The sequence below is a fragment of the Cellulomonas sp. B6 genome, assembly GCF_001462455.1.
Classification (GTDB): Bacteria; Actinomycetota; Actinomycetes; order Actinomycetales; family Cellulomonadaceae; genus Cellulomonas.
Genome location: NZ_LNTD01000108.1, coordinates 1 through 24,921, shown reverse-complemented (window position 1 = coordinate 24,921; position 24,921 = coordinate 1). Strand labels below are relative to the sequence as shown.

General features: G+C 74.5%; 18 protein-coding genes. 11 read left to right on the top strand and 7 right to left on the bottom strand.

The genetic code is table 11. The annotated features are described in order from the left end of the window. The 3 genes from ATM99_RS10570 to ATM99_RS10560 form a co-directional block, all read right to left on the bottom strand. Positions 1-1,627: AAA family ATPase (locus ATM99_RS10570; RefSeq protein ID WP_223304987.1), on the bottom strand; the 1,627-nt coding region annotated here is incomplete at its 3' end. Then, positions 1,624-2,136, bottom strand: a complete 513-nt coding sequence (locus tag ATM99_RS10565) for a hypothetical protein (protein ID WP_062102881.1) — start codon at positions 2,134-2,136, stop codon at positions 1,624-1,626. The genes ATM99_RS10565 and ATM99_RS10570, both read right to left, overlap by 4 nt. Positions 2,137-2,236: 100 nt before the next feature. Further along, entirely contained in the window at positions 2,237-3,454 is a 1,218-nt protein-coding gene (locus ATM99_RS10560) for a toxic anion resistance protein (RefSeq protein WP_062102880.1), read from the bottom strand. A gap of 301 nt (positions 3,455-3,755) precedes the next feature. On the opposite strand from ATM99_RS10560, the gene ATM99_RS10555 reads away from it, so the two are divergent. The 5 genes from ATM99_RS10555 (at position 3,756) to idi (ending at position 9,152) form a co-directional block, all read left to right on the top strand. Further along, positions 3,756-6,338: an ATP-dependent Clp protease ATP-binding subunit gene (locus ATM99_RS10555; protein ID WP_062102879.1), complete on the top strand. Its 2,583-nt coding sequence runs from the start codon at positions 3,756-3,758 to the stop codon at positions 6,336-6,338. Positions 6,339-6,495: 157 nt separating this feature from the next. Continuing rightward, a complete protein-coding gene (locus ATM99_RS10550; protein ID WP_082659577.1) occupies positions 6,496-7,149 on the top strand; it encodes a hypothetical protein in 654 nt (217 codons plus the stop codon). 146 nt (positions 7,150-7,295) lie between these two features. Continuing rightward, on the top strand, positions 7,296-7,823 hold the full coding sequence (locus tag ATM99_RS19320) for a helix-turn-helix transcriptional regulator (protein ID WP_190278815.1): 528 nt from the start codon (positions 7,296-7,298) through the stop codon (positions 7,821-7,823). Next, a complete protein-coding gene (locus tag ATM99_RS18950; protein ID WP_150118244.1) occupies positions 7,820-8,536 on the top strand; it encodes a hypothetical protein in 717 nt (238 codons plus the stop codon). The genes ATM99_RS19320 and ATM99_RS18950 overlap by 4 nt, the downstream gene beginning before the upstream one ends. A 100-nt stretch (positions 8,537-8,636) precedes the next feature. Then, on the top strand, positions 8,637-9,152 hold the full coding sequence (gene idi / locus ATM99_RS10540; RefSeq protein WP_223304985.1) for an isopentenyl-diphosphate Delta-isomerase: 516 nt from the start codon (positions 8,637-8,639) through the stop codon (positions 9,150-9,152). A gap of 204 nt (positions 9,153-9,356) precedes the next feature. Here idi and ATM99_RS10535 read toward each other — a convergent pair whose 3' ends face one another. Next, on the bottom strand, positions 9,357-10,571 hold the full coding sequence (locus tag ATM99_RS10535) for a hypothetical protein (protein WP_150118243.1): 1,215 nt from the start codon (positions 10,569-10,571) through the stop codon (positions 9,357-9,359). A 434-nt stretch (positions 10,572-11,005) separates the two neighbouring features. Here ATM99_RS10535 and ATM99_RS10530 point away from each other — a divergent pair, with 434 nt between their 5' ends. The 5 genes from ATM99_RS10530 to ATM99_RS10510 all read left to right on the top strand — a co-directional run bounded on the left by ATM99_RS10530 (position 11,006) and on the right by ATM99_RS10510 (position 17,120). After that, positions 11,006-12,115, top strand: coding sequence for a LacI family DNA-binding transcriptional regulator (locus tag ATM99_RS10530; RefSeq protein ID WP_223304983.1), 1,110 nt, complete (start codon positions 11,006-11,008; stop codon positions 12,113-12,115). A gap of 219 nt (positions 12,116-12,334) precedes the next feature. Further along, entirely contained in the window at positions 12,335-13,333 is a 999-nt protein-coding gene (locus ATM99_RS10525; protein ID WP_062102875.1) for an ABC transporter substrate-binding protein, read from the top strand. A gap of 78 nt (positions 13,334-13,411) precedes the next feature. Beyond that, positions 13,412-14,950, top strand: coding sequence for a sugar ABC transporter ATP-binding protein (locus tag ATM99_RS10520; protein WP_062102874.1), 1,539 nt, complete (start codon positions 13,412-13,414; stop codon positions 14,948-14,950). Further along, a complete protein-coding gene (locus tag ATM99_RS10515; protein WP_082659575.1) occupies positions 14,947-16,074 on the top strand; it encodes an ABC transporter permease in 1,128 nt (375 codons plus the stop codon). The genes ATM99_RS10520 and ATM99_RS10515 overlap by 4 nt, the downstream gene beginning before the upstream one ends. Beyond that, on the top strand, positions 16,071-17,120 hold the full coding sequence (locus ATM99_RS10510) for a sugar ABC transporter permease YjfF (protein ID WP_082659573.1): 1,050 nt from the start codon (positions 16,071-16,073) through the stop codon (positions 17,118-17,120). The genes ATM99_RS10515 and ATM99_RS10510 overlap by 4 nt, the downstream gene beginning before the upstream one ends. A 634-nt stretch (positions 17,121-17,754) precedes the next feature. Here the strand turns inward: ATM99_RS10510 and ATM99_RS10505 are convergent. Next, positions 17,755-20,205 (bottom strand): YhgE/Pip domain-containing protein, encoded by a 2,451-nt coding sequence (locus ATM99_RS10505; protein WP_150118242.1) that lies wholly within the window; start codon positions 20,203-20,205, stop codon positions 17,755-17,757. A 20-nt stretch (positions 20,206-20,225) separates the two neighbouring features. Continuing rightward, on the bottom strand, positions 20,226-23,009 hold the full coding sequence (locus tag ATM99_RS10500) for an MMPL family transporter (protein WP_062102872.1): 2,784 nt from the start codon (positions 23,007-23,009) through the stop codon (positions 20,226-20,228). A gap of 208 nt (positions 23,010-23,217) precedes the next feature. Between ATM99_RS10500 and ATM99_RS10495 the strand changes: the two genes are divergently transcribed. Beyond that, complete coding sequence (locus tag ATM99_RS10495) at positions 23,218-23,886, top strand: TetR/AcrR family transcriptional regulator (protein WP_062102871.1); 669 nt, start codon at positions 23,218-23,220, stop codon at positions 23,884-23,886. A gap of 22 nt (positions 23,887-23,908) precedes the next feature. Here the strand turns inward: ATM99_RS10495 and ATM99_RS10490 are convergent. Beyond that, positions 23,909-24,921, bottom strand: a 1,013-nt coding sequence (locus ATM99_RS10490) for a glycoside hydrolase family 43 protein (RefSeq protein ID WP_223304981.1), incomplete at its 5' end; no start/stop codon positions are given.

Sequence of the window (24,921 nt, the reverse complement as noted above, 5' to 3'; positions counted from 1 at the left end):
GCTCCTCGGTGGGCTCGGAGTCGGTGCGGGGGGCGGGCAGGTCCGGGTCTGCGGTGCAGGGCGTCGGCGGGCCGTCATCGTCGGCGCGCGGGGCGACGGTGCCGGGCGCCGGCGGGGCGCCCGCGTCGACGGGAGGTGCGTCGAGCGGCGCGGCGTCGTCGGCGTCCGGGACGGGCAGGTCGGGCGCGACGTCCTCGACGTCCGTCGCGAGGTCCTCGGGCAGGAGCGTGCGGAGCTGCTCGACGGTCGGCTCGGCGACGTCCCGCAGCCGCCACGCGTGCCGCAGCACCGCGCGGTCGAGCAGGTTGCGTGCGTACCGGCCGTTGCCGAAGCCCTCGTGGCGCGGCTGCGCGGCGACGATCTCCTCGAGCAGGTCGAGGCACGCGGGCGACGGCTCGAAGTCGGCGCGGCGCGCGGCGAGCGCGAAGATCTCGCGCAGCTGGCCGTCGGTGTAGTCGTCGAACGTGATGGTCGTCGCGAACCGCGACTCCAGGCCCGGGTTCGTCGCGAGGAACCGCGCCATCGGCAGCGGGTAGCCGGCGACGATGACGACGAGCTCGTCGCGGTGGTCCTCCATGTCCTTGACGAGCGTGTTGACGGCCTCGGTGCCGTACTGGTCGTCGGCCAGCGCGTACGCCTCGTCGATGAACAGGACGCCGCCGATCGCGCGCTGCACGACCTCGGTGGTCTTCGCGGCGGTCTGGCCGAGGTACCCGGCGACGAGCTCGGAGCGGTCGACCTCGACGAGGTGCCCCTGCGCGAGCAGCCCGAGCGCGCGGTACAGCCCGGCGACCAGGCGCGCGACGGTCGTCTTGCCGGTGCCCGGGTTGCCGACGAACACGAGGTGCCGCGTCAGCGAGGGGCGTGTCAGTCCCGCGTCGGCGCGCAGCCGCTCGACGCGCAGCAGCTGCGCCTGCTGGCGGATCTCGCGCTTGACGCGGTCCAGGCCGACGAGCGCGTCGAGCTCGGCGAGCAGCTCGTCGAACGTCTTCTCGGGCGGCGCGCCGCCCGCGTCGCCGGACGCGCCCGCCCCGTCCGCCCCACCGACGTGGGCATGAGAGGTCGATCCAGCACCCTCGCCGGGCGCGGTCGCCCCACCCCCCAGGGCGTGAGAGGTCGATCCAGCACCCTCGCCGGGCGCGGCCGCCCCACCCCCTGGGGCGTGAGAGGTCGATCCAGCACCTGCGCCGGGCCTCGTGACCACCGGGTCGGCCACCGCGACGCCCGCGGCCGCGCGCTGCACCGCGGCGGTCACCGAGGCCGCCGCGACGACGCCGAGCGCGGGCGTGCCGAGGTCGCACGCGGCCGACGTGACGTGCGCGAGCGCGTCGGCGTACGCCCCGGCGTGCGGCGACCGCGCCGTGGTCAGCGACGTGAGCAGGTCGGTCGGCGCGTGCCGCCACCGGCGCGCCGACCCGGCCGCCGTGAAGAACGCCGTGAGGTCGTCGCCGTCACGGCCCGTTGCGGCGAGCCACGCGGGTGCGGCGCCGGGCGCGGACTCGGCGACCGCCGCGGCCAGGCGCTCGCCCTCGTCGCGCACCGCAGCCGCGTCGAGGCCGGCGGCGGAGCCGGCCGCGACCAGCGTGTCCAGGGCCTCGGCCACCGTGCCGGTCACCGGCGCGGTCACGACGCCCCCGCCCCGGGGACGTCGAGCGACGACTGCCCGAACTTCTCGGCGAGGAACTCGCCGTGCGCGACCAGCGCCTGCGCGTCGGCGCGGTACACCGCGTCGGAGATCTTCTCGAGCGTGACCGCGAGCAGGTCGAGCTGGTCGCACAGCACCATGAGCGACGTCCGCCCGCGCGACACCACGCGTCGGTCGGCGAAGTCGCGCGGCAGGCGCAGGTAGCCGTCGACGGCCTCGGGCAGGTAGCTCGTCGCGGTCGCGACGACCGTGTACGCCTGCCGGTCGCCGACGCCGAACCGGTCGAGCCGCGGCACCATGTCCTCGACCGTCCCGGTGATGCGGTGCACGCGCGCGGTCACCGCGGCGGGCACGCGGCCCTCGATGCGCGCCTCGACGTCCCGGACGGCCGTCGCGATCTGCTCGGCCGTGGGCACGGGGTCCTCCTCGACGACGACGGCCGGGCGCGCGCGCCCGAGCAGGCGCGCGACGAGGTCGCCCAGCGCGCTCATCGGCCGACCCCCGTCCCGCTCGTCGTGCTCATCCGTCCGCCCGCCGCCGTGACCGCTGCCGTGACCGTCGCCGGGCTCGCCCCCGTGCGCGTCGGCCGCGTCAGCGCAGGCCCAGGTCGAGCGAGCCGCTCGACGCGTCCGTGCCGTCCGACCGCGACACGCGGTCCAGGTACTGCTTCGCCTTCGCGGTCTCGGTCTCCAGCACGCCGACGGTCTGCGCCATCGAGTCCAGCGCCTGCACCTTGAACGTGTCGATCGAGTCCATCGCGGCGAACACGTCGGCGAACGACTGCTGCAGCTGAGGCAGCCCGATCGTCGCGCTCGCGGCCTGCTGCTGGATCGTCACCGACTGCTCGCGCAGCATCTTCGACGTCGACGCGATCATGTTCGACGTCGTGGTGTTGAGCGCCGAGATCTGGTCGAGCACGAGCTTCTGGTTGTTGAGGGCCTGCGCGACCAGCACCGCGGTGCGCAGCGCCGCGACGGTCGTGGTCGTCGCGCGGTCGACGCCCTTGATGAGCTCGACGTTGTTCTTGATGATGATGTCGATCGCCAGGTAGCCCTGGATCGACACCGCGAGCTGCGTGAGCAGGTCCTGGTGCTTCTGCCGCACGTAGAACAGCACGTCCTCGCGCAGGGCCCGCGCGCGCTCGGGGTCGGTCGCCTCGGCCTGCGCGATCTTCGCGGAGAGCTGCGCGTCGAGCGCGCTCGCGACGTAGATGTACTGGTTGAGCCGGCCCATGGTGTCCCACAGGTGCTGCTTCTCGAGGTTGAGCGCCGCGTTGTCCTTGCGCAGCTCGTCCTGCCCCCGGTACAGCGCCTTGACGATCGCGTCGATCTGCTTCTGCGAGCTCTCGTAGCGACGGAAGTAGTCGGTCAGCGAGTCGCCGAACGGCAGGAACCCGAGCAGCTTCTTGCCCACCGTCTTCTCCGACGGGTCCAGGTCCTCGACAGTGCGGCGCAGGTCCATGAGCGACCTGCCGACCTGCGACGTGCCGGACACGCCGCCCTCGCGCAGCTCGCGCACCGGCACCTGCAGCAGCCGGTTCGAGGAGTCGGCGGCCTGCCGGATGTCGGTGTCGCCCATGAGGCGCACGTCGTCGCCCTTGGCCGCGAACTCCGGCGAGCCCGCCTGCACGGCGTCCAGGCCCGCGAGGTACGCCGCGACCTTGGCGTCCAGGCCCGGCAGCGCGGCCGGGTCGACGCGCGGCGCCATCGCGGGCGCGTCGGTCGCCGCGACGGGCGCGACGGGTGCCGGCGCCTCGAGCGCGAACGCGGCCGCGGGGGCGGGCGGCTGCAGGGGGCTGGGCTCGCTCATGCTGGTCCTCCGGGAGCGCGGGCTGCGCGGCGCCGCCTGACGTGACGGTCCAGGTCAACGTACCGGACGGGGGTCCGGCGAGAACGGGAACGTCCGGCGTGCGGGCACGGTTCCCCGGACCGCCTCGCGGCCGTGCCGTCGAACGTGCTCGGAGCGTCCCCGGCGGGCCTCTCCGCCTGCGGCGAACACGGGACGTCCGGGCGGTACCCCGCCGTTAGCATCGAAACACGCCGCTCTGTCGGCTCCGTGCGCACCACCGACGCACGGCGCAGCCGGGGCACGCCGCTCGTGAGGAGTGCACATGTTCGAGAGATTCACGGACCGAGCCCGTCGCGTGGTCGTCCTCGCCCAGGAAGAGGCGCGGATGCTCAACCACAACTACATCGGCACCGAGCACATCCTCCTGGGCCTGATCCACGAGGGTGAGGGTGTCGCGGCCAAGGCCCTGGAGTCGCTCGGCATCTCCCTGGAGGCGGTCCGCGCCCAGGTGCAGGAGATCATCGGCGAGGGCCAGCAGGCGCCCAGCGGGCACATCCCGTTCACGCCGCGCGCCAAGAAGGTGCTGGAGCTGTCGCTGCGCGAGGCGCTGCAGCTCGGCCACAACTACATCGGCACCGAGCACATCCTGCTCGGGCTCATCCGCGAGGGCGAGGGCGTCGCCGCCCAGGTCCTCAACAAGCTCGGCGCCGACCTCAACCGCGTGCGCCAGCAGGTCATCCAGCTCGTCTCGGGCTACCAGGGCAAGGAGCCGGTCGCCTCGGGCGGCCCGGCGGAGGGCCAGCCGTCCGGCTCGGCCGTGCTCGACCAGTTCGGCCGCAACCTCACGCAGGCGGCCCGCGACGGCAAGCTCGACCCGGTGATCGGGCGCGAGAAGGAGATCGAGCGGGTCATGCAGGTGCTGTCCCGCCGCACCAAGAACAACCCGGTGCTGATCGGTGAGCCCGGCGTCGGCAAGACCGCCGTCGTCGAGGGCCTCGCGCAGGACATCGTCCGCGGCGACGTCCCCGAGACGCTCAAGGACAAGCAGCTCTACACGCTCGACCTCGGCGCGCTGGTCGCCGGCTCGCGCTACCGCGGCGACTTCGAGGAGCGCCTGAAGAAGGTCCTCAAGGAGATCCGCACGCGCGGCGACATCATCCTGTTCATCGACGAGATCCACACGCTCGTCGGTGCGGGCGCCGCCGAGGGCGCGATCGACGCCGCGTCGATCCTCAAGCCCATGCTCGCGCGCGGCGAGCTGCAGACCATCGGCGCGACCACGCTCGACGAGTACCGCAAGTACGTCGAGAAGGACCCGGCCCTGGAGCGGCGCTTCCAGCCGATCCAGGTCTCCGAGCCGAACCTGCAGCACGCGATCGAGATCCTCAAGGGCCTGCGCGACCGCTACGAGGCGCACCACCGCGTGTCCATCACGGACTCCGCGCTCGTCGCCGCGGCCACGCTCGCCGACCGCTACGTCAACGACCGGTTCCTGCCGGACAAGGCGATCGACCTGGTCGACGAGGCGGGCGCGCGCCTGCGGATCCGCCGCATGACGGCCCCGCCGGAGCTGCGCGAGCTCGACGAGCAGATCGCCGAGACCCGTCGCGACAAGGAGTCCGCGATCGACGAGCAGGACTTCGAGAAGGCCGCGCGCCTGCGCGACGAGGAGAAGCAGCTCGGGCTCAAGCGCGCCGAGAAGGAGAAGGCTTGGAAGAACGGCGACCTGGACGCCGTCGCCGAGGTCGACGAGGAGCTCATCGCCGAGGTGCTGGCCAACGCCACGGGCATCCCGGTGTTCAAGCTCACCGAGGAGGAGTCCAGCCGGCTGCTCCACATGGAGGAGAACCTGCACAAGCGGGTCGTCGGCCAGGACGCCGCCATCAAGGCGCTGTCGCAGGCCATCCGCCGCACGCGCGCGGGCCTCAAGGACCCCAAGCGCCCCGGTGGGTCGTTCATCTTCGCGGGCCCCACGGGCGTCGGGAAGACCGAGCTGGCCAAGGCGCTCGCCGAGTTCCTCTTCGGGGACGAGGACGCGCTGATCCAGCTCGACATGTCGGAGTTCTCCGAGAAGCACACCGTCTCGCGGCTCTTCGGCTCGCCCCCCGGGTACGTCGGGTACGACGAGGGCGGTCAGCTCACCGAGAAGGTGCGCCGCCGGCCGTTCTCCGTCGTGCTGTTCGACGAGGTCGAGAAGGCCCACGCGGACATCTTCAACTCGCTGCTGCAGATCCTCGAGGACGGTCGCCTGACCGACTCGCAGGGCCGCGTCGTCGACTTCAAGAACACCGTCATCATCATGACCACGAACCTCGGCACGCGGGACATCGCCAAGGGCGTCATGACCGGCTTCCAGGCCGGCGGCGACCTGTCGACGTCGTACGAGCGCATGAAGGCCAAGGTCAACGACGAGCTCAAGACGCACTTCCGTCCCGAGTTCCTCAACCGCGTCGACGACGTGGTGGTCTTCCCGCAGCTCTCGCAGCCGGAGATCTTCGCGATCGTCGACCTGATGATCGCCAAGCTCGACAAGCGGCTGCGCGACAAGGACATGGGCATCGAGCTCACGCCCGCCGCGAAGACCCTGCTGTCCGAGAAGGGCTACGACCCGGTGCTCGGTGCCCGGCCGCTGCGCCGCGCGATCCAGCGGGAGATCGAGGACACGCTGTCCGAGAAGATCCTGTTCGGCGAGCTCAAGGGCGGCGAGCTGGTGATCGTCGACGCCGAGGGCGAGGGTCTGCTCGGCGAGTTCACGTTCCGCGGCGTGCCGCGCGGCGTGCAGGACAAGGAGCCGGTCGCCGTCGGCGCGTCGTCCGGCACGCCGGGCTCCGGCACCGACGTCCCGCCGGCCCCGTCCTCGGGTGCGCGCAGCGGCGACGCCGGCACGGGTCTCGCGCCGGCCTGACCCGCCCCGCACCACCGACGGCCCCGGTCCCCTCGCACGAGGGGACCGGGGCCGTCGTCGTGCGTCGTGCGTGCAAGCGCGGGTGGTGCCGCGACAGAGTCGGGGCATGAGGGCACGACGGGCAGCGTGGAGGGTGGTCGGGGCGACGGTCGGAGCGGTGCTCCTGCTGGGAGGGTGCGCCGGGGACGGGCACTCCGGCGGCGGGGCCGGTGAAGGCGCGGCACCCCGCGACGTCGCCGCGGTCGTCGACGCCGCCGACTGCGCGGTCCGCGAGACGGTGTCCGCGTACGGCGTCGGCGGGGGAGAGGGTCTGCCGGCGGCGCCGCGCGCGGGGGCCGTGCCGGACGGGTTCGTGCCGGTCGCCGCGGTGGAGTGCCGACTGGCGGCCCTGGCGCCCGGGTCAGGGCCGTCGCGGGTGCCGGTCCCCGAGCTCGGCGCACCGGCGCCGGGGGAGGTGGGCGACGCCCCCGTGCCGCCCGGGGGCGCCGTGGGCGGGCCCGCCGTGCCGGGTCCGTCGGAGACGGAGGCGCCCGGCACGACGTCGCCGGGGACGCGCGTCGACGTGGTGCGCCTCGAGGGCGACCTGGGGCCGCTGCTCGCGCAGCTGCGCCGCCCGGACCAGGTGCCGCGCCCCGACCAGGCGTGCGCGGCGATGTTCCAGGCCGTCCCCGTGCTGTACCTCGTCGACGCGGACGGCCGGGCGGTGCGCGCCGCGTGGCCGACCGACGCGTGCGGGTTCCTGCGTGACGGCGCCGGCGAGTCGGTCGCGGCGCTCGCCGAGGTCGACCGCCAGGAGCTCACGCTGCCCTGATCGACGGGCGGCTGCCGCCTCGACGGACAGCGTCGCGACGCGACGGACAGGGGCGCGACGCCGTCCGTGGGGGCGGGAGCCTGTCCGTCGGTGGGGTCGGCCCGCCGGGGCTGACGGCGCGACGCCGCGGCGCGTAGTATTTCGGTGTGACGCGAAATACCGAAGGACGCGCGGGAGGGGTGTTCGACGCGCTCGCTCACCGCACGCGCCGCGAGATCCTGCGGTACCTGCGCACCCGCGACTACGTGCGTGCCGGGGCGCTCGGCGACGCGCTGGGCGTCGTGCCCTCGACGCTGTCCGGGCACCTGCGGGTGCTGCGGGACGCCGGACTGGTCGAGTCCCGACGCCGCGGCACCGAGATCCAGTACCGCGTGCAGCTCACGCTGCTCGACGAGGCGATCCTGCTCCTGCAGGGCCTGCGGTCCGGGACCGGGCACGACGAGCAGAGCCGGACGTCCGGGCGCACCGGCGGCGTCGGGCACGCTCCGACCGCGTCGAGGACGACGGGAGGCGGGGACGCGTCAGCGGAGGGGCCGTCCACAGAGCCGTCCGGCGGATCGTCCGCAGCGTCTGTCGTCGCGGCGTCCGCCGCGACGGCCACCGAGCGGCGCGCGGAGCAGCCACCCGCCGACGTCGGTCCCGGCGAGGCGACCACCACCCAGGGGGAACCATGAGAACGACAGGTCAGCACGCCCCGCCCGTCTGGTCCTGGCACGGCCCCGGCGCCGCGATCACCGCGGCGGCCGTCGTCGCGATGGTCGTCGCGTCCGTCGTGGCCTGGCCCGACATGGCTGCCGAGGTCGTCACGCGCGAGGCCGCCGGTCGCCACGGCGAGAGCGTCGTGCCGCGCGGCGCGAGCGCCGTCCTGCTGCCCGCGACCGCCACGCTGCTGGCCGTCCTGCTCGCGCTCGGGCCCTGGGTCGAGCACCACCTCGGGTCGTTGACGCCCGCGCTGCAGGAACGCTCGCCCGAGCGGGTGCGGCGCGTGCTCGGGTGGACGTCGGCCGGGCTGGCCGTCGTGCTGCTGGTCGTGCACCTCGGGGTGCTGTCGCTGCACACGGGCGCCGCGTTCGACTGGGAGCGCACGGTCGGCGCCGCCGTCGGCGTGCTGCTGGTCGTGGTCGGCGCGGTGCTGCCGCTGGCCGCCCCCGGCGGCCGCTTCAGGTCGGTGCGCGCCGAGGCGTTCCGTGCCGCGCAGGGTCCCGCGTACCGGGTCGCGGGGGTCGTGGTCGCGCTCGCTGGCGTCGGCACGGTGGTGTGCGCGTTCACGGCGCCCGCGGCGGCCGTGCTCGTCGCCGTCGGCGGGGTCCTCCTCGGGTTCGGGGTCGTCGCGGTCCGCGCGACCGTCGCCGCCGTGCGCCCGCCCGGGGGTGCGGCCGACGCCTGAGCGGACGGCCCGACTTGCACCGCCCGCGCGGAACGGGGACGGTGGCGCCGGGCCGCACCGCGCGGCGACCCGCCGCGGCGGGTGGACGAAGGTGGTGCCGGTGGCCGAGACGGACCTGGTCGAGCTGGTCGACGAGCACGGCACGGCCGGCGGACGCACGACGGTCGCCGAGGCGCACGCCGCGCCGGGCCGCCTGCACCGCGCGTTCTCGGTGCTGGTGACGCGTCCCGACGGTGCGCTGCTGCTGCAGCGTCGCGCGCTCGTGAAGGTGCGGTTCGGCGGGCTGTGGACCAACTCGTGCTGCGGTCACCCCGCACCCGGGTCGGACCTGCTGACCAGCGCGACGACGCGCGTGCGGGACGAGCTGGGTGTCGACCTGGTCGACGCGCACGAGGTCGGCACGTTCGTGTACCGCGCACCCGACGCCGGTTCCGGGCACGTCGAGTGGGAGCACGACCACGTGGTCGTCGGCCGCGTCGCGGGGGAGCTGGCGCCCGACCCGGACGAGGTCGCGGAAACCGCGTGGGTCACGCTCGCGCAGGCGCGCGCGCTGGTCGACGCGGGCGAGGTCACGCCGTGGTTCGCCGACGTCCTGCGGGTCGCCGCCACCTCCTGACCACGCGCCCTCGGCCTCCGCACGGCCCGCCCGCGCACGATCCCGCCCGCGCGGAACCGAACGCCCTCCGCACGGGTCGCCGCGCCGAGTGCGGTAGCTCCCCGCCGAGCGCGGCACTCGTTCCACCCGCACTCGGTGGCGAGGTACCGCGCTCGACGGTGAGGGCCGAGCCCGGCGGGCGCGGGGCCGCGGGGCGGTCGGGCGTCAGTCGGACGGGGCGGCGACCGTCCACCACGTCGACGCGTCGGGCGTGAACGTCGTCGCCGGGCCCGTGCGGCTGCCGGCGAGCAGGGCGCCGGTCGCGGCGTGGACCAGCCGGATGCGGGAGCCCTCGCGCCACGCGCCGCCGCCGTCGACGACGAGGGTCCAGCCCGGGGACCCGGCCTCGACCCCGGCGACGTGGGCCGAGGGTTCGTCGCGGTGGTGCGTGGCCTCGCCCTCGCCCCGACCCGTGGCCACCGCGGGCTCGCCGTCGACGACGGTCAGGTGCCGGCCGTCTCGGACCGCGCCGGCACCGGCCGACACCCCCGTGGCGCCCTGCGGTTCCGCGCGGAGGTGCCCGGTGCCCGCCGGCGGGTCCCAGCGGAAGTGCACGGCGTCGCCGTCGGTCGGCGGGCGGGCGTCGCCGTCGGCGAGCGCGGGCGTCCACGACGAACCGGTCGCGGGGGCGGTGGTCGCGAGCGCGGGCCGGTCGTCGTCGACGACGAGCAGCCGGCCCGTCGCGACGTGCACGAGCGCGACCGGTGCCCCCGCGCGGACGGCCGCACGCGGGCGGCGCGACGCGCTGGGCAGCGGCGGCGGCGTGCGCGGCGCGTACGCGTGCCGGAAGAACCCGCGCCACAGCCGTCCGTTGCTCGCGTGCCAGCCGTCGGAGGTCTCGACGAGCGTCACGGCACGCCCCGGCGAGTTCGGGTCGTGGACCGTCAGCGTGAGCGCGTCGTCCTCGCGTACGAAGCCCGTGGCGACGACCTGGTGGTTGTCGCCCGAGCGCAGCAGCGACCGCGCGACGACCATGCCCAGCACGACCGGCCGCCCCTGCGTGACGGCACGCAGCACGCCCGGCAGCTCGCGCCGGGTGCGGGTGCGGACGCCTGCGACCGGGCCCAGGTCCGCGTCGGGCAGCACCGACCACGTGAGGAAGCGCAGCGCCGACGGCGTGCGGAACGAGTCGAGCTGGCGCCGCGCGAGGTGGTCGGCGACCACGTGACCGTCCGGTGGGACGCGGCCCGGCGCGAACAGGTGCGGGTCCCACGCGGGCACGTCGCGCCCGGCCAGCGCGTGGTCGAGCACCGAGTACGCCATGCCGCCGCAGCGCCCCGCGGTCGCGACCCGCGTGCCGGTCGGCAGCGTCGCGAGCACGTTGACGAACCCGTTGGCGAACGCGTACCCGTCGACCACGTCGACACCTCCCGACCGCATCCGCCCACCCTGCCACCGGCGGCGGGCGACGGCGCGACGGCTCGGAGGCCGCGCACCCGCGCGCCGTCCAGCCGACCGGTGACGCGGGTCGGGCCGCGGTCGACCGGTCGACGCCTGCGCGGCGAGCCGACGACGCCTGCGCGGCGACCGGTCGACGCCTGCGCGGTGACCCGACGACGGCCTGCGCGGCGACCGGGCCGGAGGTGGGGTCGGGTCGCAGCGCCGACGCGCCCGTCGCGCCGACGTCGCCGACGGTCACGCCCGCGGGGCGGCGGGTGAAGCGGAGCCGACGGCGCCCGTGGCGGTGACCGCATGAGCCCGACGGGCCTCGTGCGGTCTACTGTGCACTGACGCGTACACCCGACGTGCGTGTCCGGCCTGGTTCTCGGAGGTGGCCCGGTGCGCGGTGCTCGTGCGCTCCCCGGTGGTGCGCCGTGAGCGCGCGCCCTCGCCCCCCGGCCATCACCGACGTCGCGACCGCGGCGGGGGTGTCGTACCAGACCGTCTCGCGCGTCATCAACGACCACCCGAACGTCGCGACCGAGACGCGTGAGCGCGTGCTCGACGCGATGCAGCGACTGGGCTACCGCCGCAACATCGCCGCGCGGTCGCTCAAGACGCGCCGCTCGGGGGTGTTCGGCGTCGTGTCGTCGGGCTCGCACCTGTTCGGGCCGACGCGCACGCTGCTCGCGATCGAGCAGGCGGCCCGCTCCAAGGGGCTGTTCGTGTCGCTCGCGACCGTCGACCTGCAGCACAAGGACGAGGTCGCCGCGGCGATCGAGCACCTGCTCGACCAGGGCGTCGACGGGATCGTCGTCGTCGCGTCGCACGACCAGGCGGCCGCCGCGGTGCTCGAGGCGCGCGCCGACGTGCCGGTGGTCGTCGCGGGCCGGGTGGGGCCCGAGCACAGCCTCGCGGTCGCGATCGACCAGGAGGCGGGTGCGAAGGTCGCGACGCAGCACCTGCTGGACCTGGGGCACCGGGACGTGCTGCACCTGGCGGGTCCGGCGCCGTGGGTCGACGCGCGGGCCCGGGCCGTCGGCTTCCGCGAGACGATGGCCGCGGCCGGGCTGGCCCCGCGCACGCTGTGGGCCGACGACTGGAGCGCCGAGGTGGGCTACCTCGCGGGCCGCGAGCTCGTGGACCGCGTGCGGCGGCTGCGCACGACGCTGCCGACGGCGGTGTTCGCCGCGAACGACCTGCTCGCGCTGGGCATGATCCACGCGCTGGCCGACGCGCGCGTGCGCGTGCCGGACGACGTGTCGGTGGTCGGGTACGACGACGGCGACGGGTCCGCGCACTTCGTGCCGCCGCTGACGACGGTCGCGCAGGAGCTCGACGAGCTGGGCTACCGGTGCATCGAGCTGTTGCTCGCGGCGCGCGACGGCACCGCGACGTCGTCGGCCGTCGCGGTGTCGCCGCGGCTCCTGGTGCGCGAGAGCACGGCCCCGCCGCGCGACCCGGCGCGGGTCGTGCTGCCGCCCGTGCGCGACGCGGTCGCGGTCACGGGGCCCGAGCCGGTCCCGCAGCACGTCGAGGACTGATCGCGCAGGTCAGGACGGTCGTCCGGACCCGCAGGAGATGTGATCGCTCACATCCCATGACCACGAGGGCTTCGCAGCGCCGTGGCCTGCGACGACGCCCGTGACCGAAACGCAACACGAACTCGTTGACGCAGGCCGTTGAGAACGTTCACACTCATCCCGTCACACACCCGGACGGGCCGTCGACGACGACGACCACGCTGCTCGAGGAGGAGCTGCATGAAGGGCAACACGCGCACGCGCACCGCTGTCGCCGGTGCGATCTCGGCGATCACGATCCTGGCCCTCGCCGCCTGCGGCGGCGGCAACGACACCGGCGCCGGCGGTGGCTCCACCGGCGACTCGGGCGGCGGCTCGGGCGACTCGATCCGCGTCGGGTTCTCCCAGCTCGGCGCCGAGTCGGGCTGGCGCACCGCGAACACCGAGTCCGTCAAGGCCAGCCTCACGAAGGACGCGGGCTTCGACCTCACGTTCGTCGACGCGCAGCAGAAGCAGGAGAACCAGATCAAGGCGCTGCGCGACTTCGTCGCGCAGGACGTCGACGTCATCGCGTTCTCGCCGGTCATCGAGACGGGCTGGGACGAGGTCCTGCAGGAGATCAAGGACTCGGGCATCCCGGTCGTGCTCGTCGACCGCACGGTCGACACGACCGTCGACGACCCGTACGTCACCTGGATCGGCGCCGACTTCAAGCAGGAGGGCACCACGGCCGGCGAGTGGGTCAAGGAGAACGCGCCCGACGCCAAGATCTTCGAGCTCCAGGGCACGCTCGGCTCGGGCGCGCAGGTCGACCGCGAGGCCGGCTTCGGCGACGTCGTGGGCGACCAGATCATCGGCAAGGCGTCCGGCAACTTCACGCGCGCCGAGGGCAAGACGGCCGTCGAGGCGGCCCTGCAGGCCTACCCCGACATGACGATGATCTTCACGCACAACGACGACATGGGCCTGGGCGCCATCGAGGCCATCGAGGCCGCGGGCAAGGTCCCCGGCAAGGACATCCAGATCGTGTCCGTCGACGGCGTCCGTGACGGCCTGCAGGCCCTCGTGGACAAGAAGTTCAACTACGTGGTCGAGTGCAACCCCGTGTTCGGGGACCAGCTCGCCGACCTCATCAAGAAGGTCGCCGACGGCGAGGACGTGCCGAAGGAGACCATCGTGATCGACAAGGCGTTCGACCAGACGATCACGCAGGCCGACGTGGACGCCCGCGCCTACTGACGCCCGCAGCACCGGCCCGGGCGGGGGACACCACCCGCCCGGGCCGGGCCCGTGCAGGCCCGCGCAGGAAGGACACCGATGTCCGCAGCACCCCCCGCACCCGTCGTGCAGATGACCGGGATCTCGATCGCGTTCCCGGGCGTCAAGGCGCTCGACGACGTCGGGTTCCGGCTCTTCCCCGGTGAGGTCCACGCCCTCATGGGCGAGAACGGCGCCGGCAAGTCGACGCTCATCAAGGCCCTCACCGGCGTGTACCAGATCGACTCCGGCCGCATCGAGGTCGAGGGCCGTGAGGTCCGCCTCGACGGGCCGAGCCAGGCGCAGGCCGCCGGGATCTCCACGGTCTACCAGGAGGTCAACCTCTGCGCGAACCTCACGGTGGCCGAGAACGTCATGCTCGGTCACGAGGTCCGCCACGGGCCCTTCATCGACTGGCGCGCGACGCGCCGCAAGGCCGCCGAGTACCTGCACCGCCTGCACCTCGACGTCGACCCGCGGTCGATGCTGTCGTCGCACACGATCGCGGTGCAGCAGCTGTGCGCGATCGCGCGCGCGCTCGTCGTGGACGCCAAGGTGCTCGTGCTCGACGAGCCCACGTCGAGCCTCGACAACGCCGAGGTCGCCGAGCTGTTCCGCGTCGTGCGCAGCCTCAAGGACGACGGCGTCGCGGTGCTGTTCGTCTCGCACTTCCTCGACCAGATCTACGAGATCTCCGACCGCATCACGGTGCTGCGCAACGGCCGACTCGTCGGCGAGCACATGATCGCGGACCTGCCCCGGCGCGACCTGATCGCCGCGATGATCGGCAAGTCCGGCGACGCGCTCGCGGGCATCGAGGAGAAGGCGCGCTCGACCATCACGATCCACTCCGACCGCGAGGAGCCCTTCCTCACGGCCGTCGGCCTGGGCAAGAACGGGTCGGTGCAGCCGTTCGACGTCGACCTGTACGCGGGCGAGATCCTCGGCGTCGCCGGGCTGCTGGGCTCGGGCCGCACCGAGCTCGCGCGCCTGCTGTCCGGTGCCGACCGGCCCGACACCGGCGACGTGCGCGTGCAGAGCGCCCTGACGCGACTGACCTCGCCGCTCGCGGCGCTGTCGCGCGGCATCGCGTACTCGACCGAGGACCGCAAGAAGGAGGGGATCGTCGGGGACCTCACGGTCCGCGAGAACATCGCCCTGGCCATGCAGGCCCGGCGCGGCACGTGGCGCCCCATCCCGCGCCGCCAGCTCGACGACGTCGTCGCGCGGTACATCACCGCGCTGCAGATCAGCCCGCCCAACCCGAACGCGCTGATCCGCAACCTGTCGGGCGGCAACCAGCAGAAGGTGCTGCTCGCGCGGTGGCTCGCCACGGCGCCGCGCCTGCTGATCCTCGACGAGCCGACGCGCGGCATCGACGTCGGCGCCAAGGCCGAGATCCAGAAGCTCGTCACCGAGCTCGCGCAGGACGGCATGTCCGTCGTCTTCATCTCCTCCGAGCTCGAGGAGGTGCTGCGGCTCAGCCAGCGGCTCGTCGTCATGCGGGACCGCCAGAAGGTCGACGAGCTCGTCAACACCGACGACGTCACGACCGCCACCATCCTCGAGACGATCGCCGAGAGCGGAGCACGCGCATGAGCCCGACCACGGCCCCCGGCCAGCGCGCCGCCGGACCCGCCCGCGGGTCGCGCGGCGCCGACGTCTGGCGCGAGGTCACCCACCACGGCCTGTTCTGGCCCCTGCTCGCGCTCGTGCTGCTGATCCTCGCGTGCGGCGTCGCGAGCCCCGGCTTCCTCGACGTCACGGTCCGCGACGGGCACCTGTTCGGGCAGCTCGTCGACCTCATGCGCAACAGCGCGACGCCGCTGCTGCTCGCGCTCGGCATGTGCCTCGTCATCGCGACCGGCGGCATCGACCTGTCCGTCGGCGCGGTCATGGCGATCGCGCTCGCCGTGTCGCTCACGTACCTCGACAACGCCGCCGACCCGTCCGCGCCCGGCACCGTGCTCACCGCGGTGCTGCTGGGGCTCGCGGTCGGCGGCCTGGGCGGCATGTTCAACGGCGCGATGGTCGCCGGGCTCGGCATCCAGCCGTTCATCGCGACGATGATCCTCATGGTCGCCGGGCGCGGCATCGCGATGCTCATCACGCAGGGGCAGATCACGACGGTCACGAGCCCGCCGTTCAAGTCCATCGGGTCCGGGTTCGTGCTCGGCGTGCCGACGCCCGTCGTCATCGCGGTCGTCACGTTCGGGCTCGTCGTGCTGCTCGTGCGGCGCACCGCGCTCGGGATGTTCCTCGAGTCCATCGGCATCAACCGCGAGGCCAGCCGCCTCGCGGGCGTCCGCTCGCGGCGCACCACGTGGACCGTCTACGTCATCGCGGGCGTGCTCGCGGGCCTCGCGGGCCTCGTGTACGGCGCACCGACCATGGCGGCCGACGCCAACAACATCGGCCTCATGAAGGAGCTCGACGCGATCATGGTCGTCGTGCTCGGCGGCACCAAGCTCGACGGCGGCCGGTTCTACCTCGGCGGGCTGCTGGTGGGCGCGATGCTGCTCAGCACGCTCGAGCGGGCCGTCATCATCTTCCAGCTCCCGTCGCAGACCACGCCGCTGTTCAAGGCGCTCGTGCTCATCGCGGTCTGCGTCGCGGCGTCGCCGACGCTGCGCGCGATGCTGCGCGGGCGACGACGCGCCGACCGGTCGGACGCCCCGGCCGCCCCCGTGGAGACCACGCCCGCCCAGGAGGTGACGGCATGAGCACCGACGAGATGGTCCGCGCCGAGCGGCCCGCCGCCACGGTCGTGCACCGCGCGCGCCGCGCGCTGAGCGGGTTCGACCGCCGGTTCCTGCCCGTGCTGGGCACGATCCTCACGCTGATGATCATGCTGGGGGTCGGCCAGGAGCGGTACTCGACCGAGCGGGTCGACTTCATCAGCATGAAGCTGCTGTCGAACCTGCTGGTCGACAACTCGTACCTGCTGGTGCTGGCCGTCGGCATGACGTTCGTGATCCTCACCGGCGGCATCGACCTGTCGGTCGGCGCGGTCGTCGCGCTGGTCGGCCTGTCCATCGCCGAGATGTTCTCGGCCGGGCTGCCGATCGTGGTCGTGCTGCCCGTGGCGGTGCTCATCGGCACGACGTGCGGACTGCTCATCGGCGTGATGGTGCAGGTGTTCGACATCCAACCGTTCATCGCCTCGCTCGCCGTGATGTTCCTGGCGCGCGGGCTCGCGAACGTCATCAGCGTCAACTCCCTGAAGATCGACGACGACGGCTTCTCGGCGCTCGCCGCGTGGAGCCTGAAGTTCGGCGAGGGTCGTGAGCTGTGGCGCATCAACGCGAGCATCGTCGTCGCGCTGTCGGTCCTGCTCATCGCGTTCCTCGTGCTGCACTACACGCGGTTCGGCCGGTCGGTGTACGGCCTGGGCGCGGGTGACGGCGGCGCGGCCGTCAACCTCATGGGCCTGCGCCCGGCGCGCACGCGCGTGTGGGTGTACGTCATCTCCGGCACGTGCGCCGGCATCGCGGGCGTGCTGTTCGCGCTCTACACGAAGTCCGGGTTCAACCTCACCGGCATCGGCATGGAGCTCGACGCGATCGCGGCCGTCGTCATCGGCGGGACGCTGCTGTCGGGCGGCGTCGGGTTCGTGCTCGGCACGGGCGCGGGCGTGCTCGTGTACGGGCTCATCCAGGTGCTCATCGCGCGCGAGGGCCTCGACTCGTGGTGGACCCGCGTGTTCATCGGCGTCGTGCTGCTGGCGTTCGTCGTGCTGCAGCGCGTGCTGGCGGTCCGGCGGCGCTGAGGGGCCGCGGCCGGACGTGCGACGCGCCGGCACCCCTGCGGGGGTGCCGGCGCGTCGTGCTTCGAGCGCGTCGTGCTGTGAGCGACCGGTGCGCCGTCGTGCCGTGCGCCATCGTGCTGCCGCCCGCCGCACCGCGAACCGGCACGGCGGGTACCGCTGTCCTGGTCGGTGGGACGAGCGGTCGACGAGACCGGGCTGAGTGCGTCGGTGTGGGGAAGAAGCGACATCAGCCCGGTCTCGTCACGGCCTCGTCTCAAGGGCCGAGCACGTCACCGGGGAGGCGGGCGACGCTCCGGACGGCCCACGGGCCGGATGCGCGGCAGGCGTGGAGGCGTGGAGGCGCGACGGCCGCGCACGTGACGACGGGGTCCGACGCCCGGCGGGTCGGTCGGCCCGGCGAGTCGGGTGTGCGGCGGGTCGGCCGTGCCGCGTGCCGCCGCCCGGCGGGTCGGACGAGCTGCGGGCGCTGACCTGGACCGGCTGCGCGCGGACGACGGGTCTGGATGTGCGGCGGCTGCGCGACGGGCGGCGTGGCCCGGTCGTGCGGCGGCTGCGCGACGGGCGACGAGGCCCGGACGTGCCACGGGCCGGCACCCCGTGCGGGGTGCCGGCCCGTCGCGGTCCGTCGCCGGACTCAGGCGTACGCGGCGACCACCCGGGCGCCCGACGCGCTGCGGGCGCGGGCCACCGCGGCCGTGCTGGCCAGCACGCTGCCGACGGCCCACAGCGCGAGCGCGACGACCGCGCCCCCGACGGAGGCCGTCGACTCGCCGAGCACACCGGCCAGCGCGTCGGCGACCGGGCCGACCGGCAGCCAACCCACCGACGTCGCGACCCACGACGGGACCGTCGCGGCGAGGCCCGCGACGAGGAACCCGAACCCGGCCACGAGCGCGATGCCGCGCCCCACCGTCCCGAACCACGCCGCGAGGGCCTGGTGGAACGCCGCGAGCGCGACCGCGCCGACCGCACCGAGCCCGGCCAGCGCGAGCGTGCGGCCCGCGCCCTGCCCGGTGATCGCCCCCGCGAGCGCACCCGTGGCGGCACCCGCGACGAGCGCGGCGGCCGCGGGGACCGCGAGCGCGCCGAGCGCGAGCGCGAGCGCCGGTCGCGTCGAGCCCGCCGCGCGTGCCGGCAGCGGGCGGAACGCGAGGAACAGCACGAGGGCGCCGATCCACAGCGCGACCGCGACGAGGGTCGACACGCGGCCCAGCGGTGCCGTGACGGTCGACGACGGCGCCGCGACGGGGGCCGTCACGACCTGGGCGAGGTTCGCGCGCTCGTCCTCGGGGGTCGTCGGCAGCTGGTCGACGGCCTGGGTCAGGCCCGACCCGAGGGTCGCCGACCCGTCCGCGAGCTGTGCGGCACCCGCGTCGGTCTGCCGCACGCCGTCGGCGAGCTGCGCGCTGCCGTCGGCGAGCTGGTCGGCGCCGCCGCCGAGCTGCGCGACACCTGCCGCGAGCTGCGACGTGCCGCCCTGGAGCTGCGAGGCCCCCGACGCGAGGCCGGACGCGCCGGACGCGAGGCCCGACGTCCCCGTCGCGAGCTGACCGAGACCGCCGGCGAGCTGGTTGGCACCGCCCGAGAGCTGCCCGAGACCGCCCGCGAGCTGGTCGGCGCCACCGGCGAGCTGACGGGCGCCGCCGTCGAGCTGCGCGGCGCCGTCGGCGAGCTGGCGCAGGCCGACGACCAGACCCGGGTTCTGCGGCGTGCCGTCGCCGTTCACCGCGAGGCCGAGGCCGCCCGCGACCTGCTGCGCGCCGCCCAGCAGCTGCTGCAGCCCGGCGATCTGCGCGTCGAGGCCGTCGACCTGCTCCTGCAGACCGGTGCGCTGCTCCTGCAGGACGGGCAGGAGCGTGCCGAGGCTCACGCAGGTGGGGTCGGCGGAGGTCGGCCCGCACTCGGCATCCTCGAGGCCCGCCTGCGTCTGCGCGATCGTGGTGTCGAGCTCGGTGAGCGCCGCGGCGGCCTGCGCCCGGCCCGCGGTGGACCCCTCGACGAGCTGCTGCAGGCCGCCCGCGACCCCCTCCGCACCGGTCACGAGCCGCGGCAGCGGCGTGACGCCGTCGGCGGTCGTGCCGAGCCCGGCCGCGAGCCGCCCCGTGCCGGTCGTGAGGTCCCGGGCACCCTGCGCGAGCTGCTGCGCGCCCGCGGCCGACTGCTGCGTCCCGCCCGCGAGCTGCTGCGCCCCCGCCGCCGACTGCCCGGCGCCGTCGGCGAGCTGCTGCGCGCCCCCCGCGAGCTGCCGGGCGCCGCCGGCGAGCTGCGCGGTGCCGCCGACGAGCTGGTTCGCGCCGCCGCCGAGCTGGTTCACGCCGTCCGCGAGCTGGGCGGCTCCGCCCGCGAGGCCGTCGGCGCCCGTGGCGAGCTGCCCGGTGCCGTCGGCGAGCTGGCGTGTGCCGTCCGCGAGCCGTGTCGCACCGTCGGCGGCCTGGCCGAGCTGGTCCTTGAGGGTCGAGAAGCCGACGAGCACGTTCTCGACGTAGGTGGTCGTGAGCTGCTCGCCCAGCACGCGCGTGGCGGTCGTCGCGACGGCGTTGGCGACGACCTGGTCGACGGCGGTCGCGCCGTCGGGCGTCGTCACCTGGACCGTCGCCTGCTGGGGCGTCGCCGCGGGCGTGCCGGTCTCGATGCCGGCCGTCGCTGCCGGCGACGCGTCGTCCGTGCCGGAGGCGTCCGTACCGGCTGCGGCGTCGCCCGCACCGGCCTCGGCGGACCCGCCGCCCACCGCCGCGGTGAACGACGTCGCGGCCGACGAGAAGTTCTTCGGGATGGTCACGACGGCGGCGTACGTGCCGTCGGCGAGGCCCGCGGTCGCGTCGTCCTCGTCCGTGACGACCCAGTCGAAGTTCGCGCTGACGTCGTCGCCGGAGGCCAGGGCCCCCGCGAGCTGACGCCCCAGCGGCGTGTACTGCCCCTGGACCGTCACCGGCTGGTCGAGGTTGACGACGGCGGCCTTGACGCGCGGCAGCGCGTCGGCCGGCGCCCACGCGGCGGCGAGCAGCAGGACGACCAGCGCGAGCGGTGCCGCGATCGCGACGACCACGGCCGGCCAGCGCCGGGCTGCGGGGGAGGTGCGGGTCATGACAGGTCCTTCCTGCGCGCTCATGCGAGGGCGCCGGCGGAGGGCGCGAGCGTGGTCACGGGGGTGCCGGAGGGCAGCAGGTCGTCGGCGGGTGACGTGCCGACCGTGCCGAGCACGAGGGTCGTGCCCCGGGCGGCCGCGTCGGCGAGCAGCCGGGCGACGTGGCGTCGCTCGCGGCCGTCGGTCACGACGTCGGTGCGGTCGACCGCCAGGACGGTCGGTCGCTCCTCGACCGCGGCGGCGAGCGCGTCGACGCCCTCGGTGCGCAGGTCGACGTAGCCCGCGCGGCGGCGGACGGCCGCGGCGCGCACCGGCAGCAGGTAGCCCGCGACCTTGAGGTCGCCGTCCGCCGGCTCGAGGCGCCCGGTGACGGTGAGCAGCAGCGCGGCCACGCGCGCCGGGTCGTCGGCGTGCACGACGAGCGCGTCGCCGCGGCGCACGTCGAGCTCGACGCGGTCGTCGCCGTGCGGCCCGGCCAGGCGCAGGTCGCGCGCCGCGACGACCACGTCGTCCGACCCGGGCCACCCGCGCATCGTGATCTCGCGGTGCAGCGACTCGCCCTCGACGTCGAACGAGGGCAGCGCGCGGTCCAGCGCCCGGGGCATCCACCAGGCCTTGTCGCCGAGCAGCTGCAGCACGGCGGGCACGAGGGTCATGCGGACGACGAACGCGTCGACCGCGACGCCGACCGCGAGCCCGAGCGCGATGGGCTTGATGTTGATGTCGCCCTCGGGCACGAAGGCGAAGAAGACGGCGACCATGATGACCGCGGCCGCGGTGACGACCTTGGCCGAGCTGACGAAGCCCGTCGCGATGGACGCGCGCGCCTTGCCGGAGTGGACGTAGTCCTCGCGGATGCGGGAGACGAGGAACACCTCGTAGTCCATCGCGAGGCCGAACAGCACGCCCATGAGGACGATCGGCATGAACGAGATCACCGGGCCGAGCCGCGAGACGTGCAGCAGGTCGGCGCCGAACCCGTGCTCGAACACGCTCGTGACGACGCCGAACGCGACCGCGACGGACAGCAGGTACCCGACGGTGGCCTTGAGCGGGACCGCGACCGAGCGGAACACCATCGTCAGCAGCACGAGCGACAGGCCGACGACGAACACCGCGAACGGCAGCAGCGCCGCGCCGAGCTTGGCGGACACGTCGATGCCGACGGCCGTGAAGCCCGTGACCGACAGGTCGAACCCGTACTTCTCCTGGATCTCGGGCCGCAGGTCGCGGATCGCGTTGACCAGGTCGGCGGTCTTCGGGTCCGTCGGCCCCGTGGTCGGGACGACCTGCACGATGCCGGTGTCGATCGACGCGTTGGGCGTCGCGAGCGGCACGTCCTCGACGCCGGGGAGCGTGCGCAGCTCGTCGGCGACGTCCTGCATGAGCTGCAGGGGGTCGTCGCTCGTGACGATGCTGCCGGTGACGATCAGCGGGCCGTTCGCGCCGGGGCCGAAGTGCTCGGAGATGCGGTCGTAGGTGACGCGCTGCGAGGAGCCGGTGGGCTGCACGCCCGCGTCGGGCAGCGCGAGCCGCAGGTCGAGCGCGGGGAACGCCAGCGCCGCCATGGCGCCGACGGTCACGACGACGGTGATCCACGGCTTGGCGGTCGCGAGCCGCACCCAGCCCGCGAAGAACCGGTTGTGCTGCGCGGGCAGGTCCCACTCGTCGTCGTGCGCGTCGGTCGTCGCGGCGGCCACGGTCTCGGTGGACGCGGGGGTCCCGGCCGCCTGCTCGGCGCGGGCACCGGCACGACGGCGCGCGCGGCGCGACGGACGCGGCACCAGGCGTGCGCCGGCGACGCCGAGCATCGCGGGCACGAGCGTGATGGAGATGAGCACCGCGACGCCGACGGCCATCGCACCGGCGACGCCCATGACGCCGAGGAAGGGGATGCCCGCGACCGACAGCCCGACGAGCGCGATCATGACGGTGAGGCCCGCGAAGATGACGGCCGAGCCGGCGGTGGCGTTGGAGCGTGCCGCGGCCTCGTCCGGTGGCAGGCCGGTCGCGAGCAGCTCGCGGTGCCGGGACACGATGAACAGCGCGTAGTCGATGCCGACCGCGAGGCCGAGCATGAGCGAGAGCAGCGGGGTCGTGCTCGTGACGGACGTGAACGCCGCTGCGACGAGCACGAGCAGCGTCGAGATGCCGACGCCCAGCAGCGCGTTGATCAGCGGCATGCCCGCGGCGGCGAACGAGCCGAGCGTGATGATGAGCACGACGAACGCGACGACGACGCCGAGCGCCTCGGTGACGGTCAGACCCGGGAACTCCTGCGAGAACAGCTGCCCGCCGATGGTCGCGTCGTAGCCGTCGGGCAGGGCGGCGGCGAGGTCGGCCGTCAGGTCGCGCAGCTCGTCCTTGACGTCGGCGCCGATCGCCACGCCCTCGCCGCGCAGCGACAGCACCATGATCGCGGCCTGGCCGTCCTTGCTGGTCTCGGACGCACCGGGGGTCGTGGTGTCGAACGGGGAGACGGCCGACGTGACGCCCTGGACGTCGGCGAACCGCTGCGCGGCGTCGTCGACGGCCGAGACGACCGCGGGGTCGTCGACCTGGCCGCCGTCGGTGCCGACGACGAGGACCTGCGCCGTGGTGCCCGCCGCCTCGGGGAACGTCGCGGCGAGCCGGTCGAGCGCGGCCTGCGACTCGGTGCCGGGGATCGTCACGGAGTTGTCGAGCTTGCCGCCGAGCAGCACGGCGCCGGCGCCGAGCAGGACGAGCACGGCGAGCCAGGCTCCGATGACGGCGCGGCGCCGCGCGTAGGCGGCGCGGCCGAGGCGGTAGAGCGCAGAGGACACGGCTGCTCCAGGGTCGGGGTGTGCGGGGGAGGACAGCGGCGTCCGGGGTCGGCGCGGTGCGGGGCACGGTGCGTCAGACTTCGATACGGAACTGTATGCGATACGGGACTGTATGCGATACAGGGGTGTATCGACACCGGTAGGATCGCTCCGCACCCGACGCCCCGCGCCACCACACCCACCACGACACCCACCCCGGAGGTGAGCGATGACCGACGCCCCCGTCGACGTCGCCGCCGATCCCACGGTCTCGCGCCGCCGCCAGCACACGCGCGAGCGCCTGCTCGACGCCGCGTTCGACCTCTTCGCCGACGAGGGCGTCGACGCGACCTCGATCGAGGCGGTGTGCGAGCGGGCCGGCTTCACGCGGGGCGCGTTCTACTCCAACTTCGAGAGCAAGCACGAGCTGCTGCTCGCGCTCGCGGCGCGCGAGCACCGCCGCCGCCTCGGCGAGCTGCGCGACGCGCTCGCGGTCGCGCAGGCCACGTGCGCCGCGGGTGCCGAGCTCGACCTGCAGGACATCTCGCGGTTCCTCGAGATCCTGCTCGAGCGCATCTCCGACGACCGGCGCTGGCGCGTCATCAACGCCGAGCTCACGCTGCTCGCGATGCGGCACCCCGAGATCGCGCGTCGGCACCGCGACCTCGACCGGCAGATGTCCGACGAGGTCGCCGACGAGATCGAGCTGCTCATGCCGCGCCTCGGGCGCCGGCTCGTGCTGCCCGCGCGCCAGCTGCTGCGGCTCCTGGCCGCCGGGTACATGGCGGACCTGCAGGCCGCCGACCTGTCGGCCGAGCCGCAGCCCGCCGCCCGCGCGCGCGCCGACGCGACCGCGTGGCTGCCGGTCGTCGCGGACCGCCTCACCGTCCCGCTCTGAGCGGTTCGCGCCGGGTGCGTCGTCAGGCGGGGTACGCCGCGTCGAGCGCCGCGTGCTGCGCCCGCGTGAGCGGCACGACCACCCCGTGCTTGGTGTCGGGCGGCAGCGAGAACCCCGGCACCTCGTGCCAGTCGCCCGACGCGAGGTCGTCGGTGCGCAGCGCGAGGTAGCCCTGCGGGCGCACCGAGTACTGGTCGACCCACAGGTACCACGCGCCGCCGTGGTGCGCGCGGAACACCAGCGGCGCCTCGACGTGCGCGTACCGGTCGTCGGCCAGCCGGGACGCGAGGACCTCGAAGTCGTCGGCGTCGAGCGCCGACCCGGCCTCGTGGAACAGCTTGAGCGAGCCGGGCGCGTCGGCGTCCTGCTTGGAGAACCGGTGCACGCGCCCGTCCGGCGTGAGCGCCGCGGGCACGACCGTGGTGTCGATGACGCCCGTGCCGTGGTCGATGAGCACGCGCGCGGGCGTCGTCGTGCGGAAGTCGCGCGTGCGGGCCACGAGGACCCGCGGGTACGACGCGGACGCGTGGTGCACGTCGTCGGTCGGGTACAAGGAGGACGAGAACGTCACGGCGAACTCGCGCGTCGTCGGGTCGTAGGTCGCCTCGGGCGCCCACGCCATGCCGGCCTCGGGCGGCGCGACCTCGAGCAGCCACGGCTCCGACCAGTGCACGAGGTCGGTCGAGCGCCACACGACGAGCGACCGGCTGCCGTGGCGCGTCCACGCGTCCCACCCGGCGTCGTCACCGCCGTAGATGCGCAGGTCGGTCGCGAGGACGAACCACTCGCCGTCGCCCGCGACGAGGTAGGGGTCGCGCACGCCCGTGGTGCCCAGCGGCGACGCGAGGACAGCGTCGCCGCGGTTGGCTCGGTGCCAGCGCAGCGGGTCGTCGCCCTCGGACAACGAGAGGTAGATGCGCTCGCCGTGCCCGTCGGGGTCCTCGACGTGGTGCACCAGCAGGTAGCCGTAGGGCTCGTCCACCAGGGCCTCCGGGGGTGACTGGATCGCGCTCTCGCGGGACGAGAGAGGGGGAG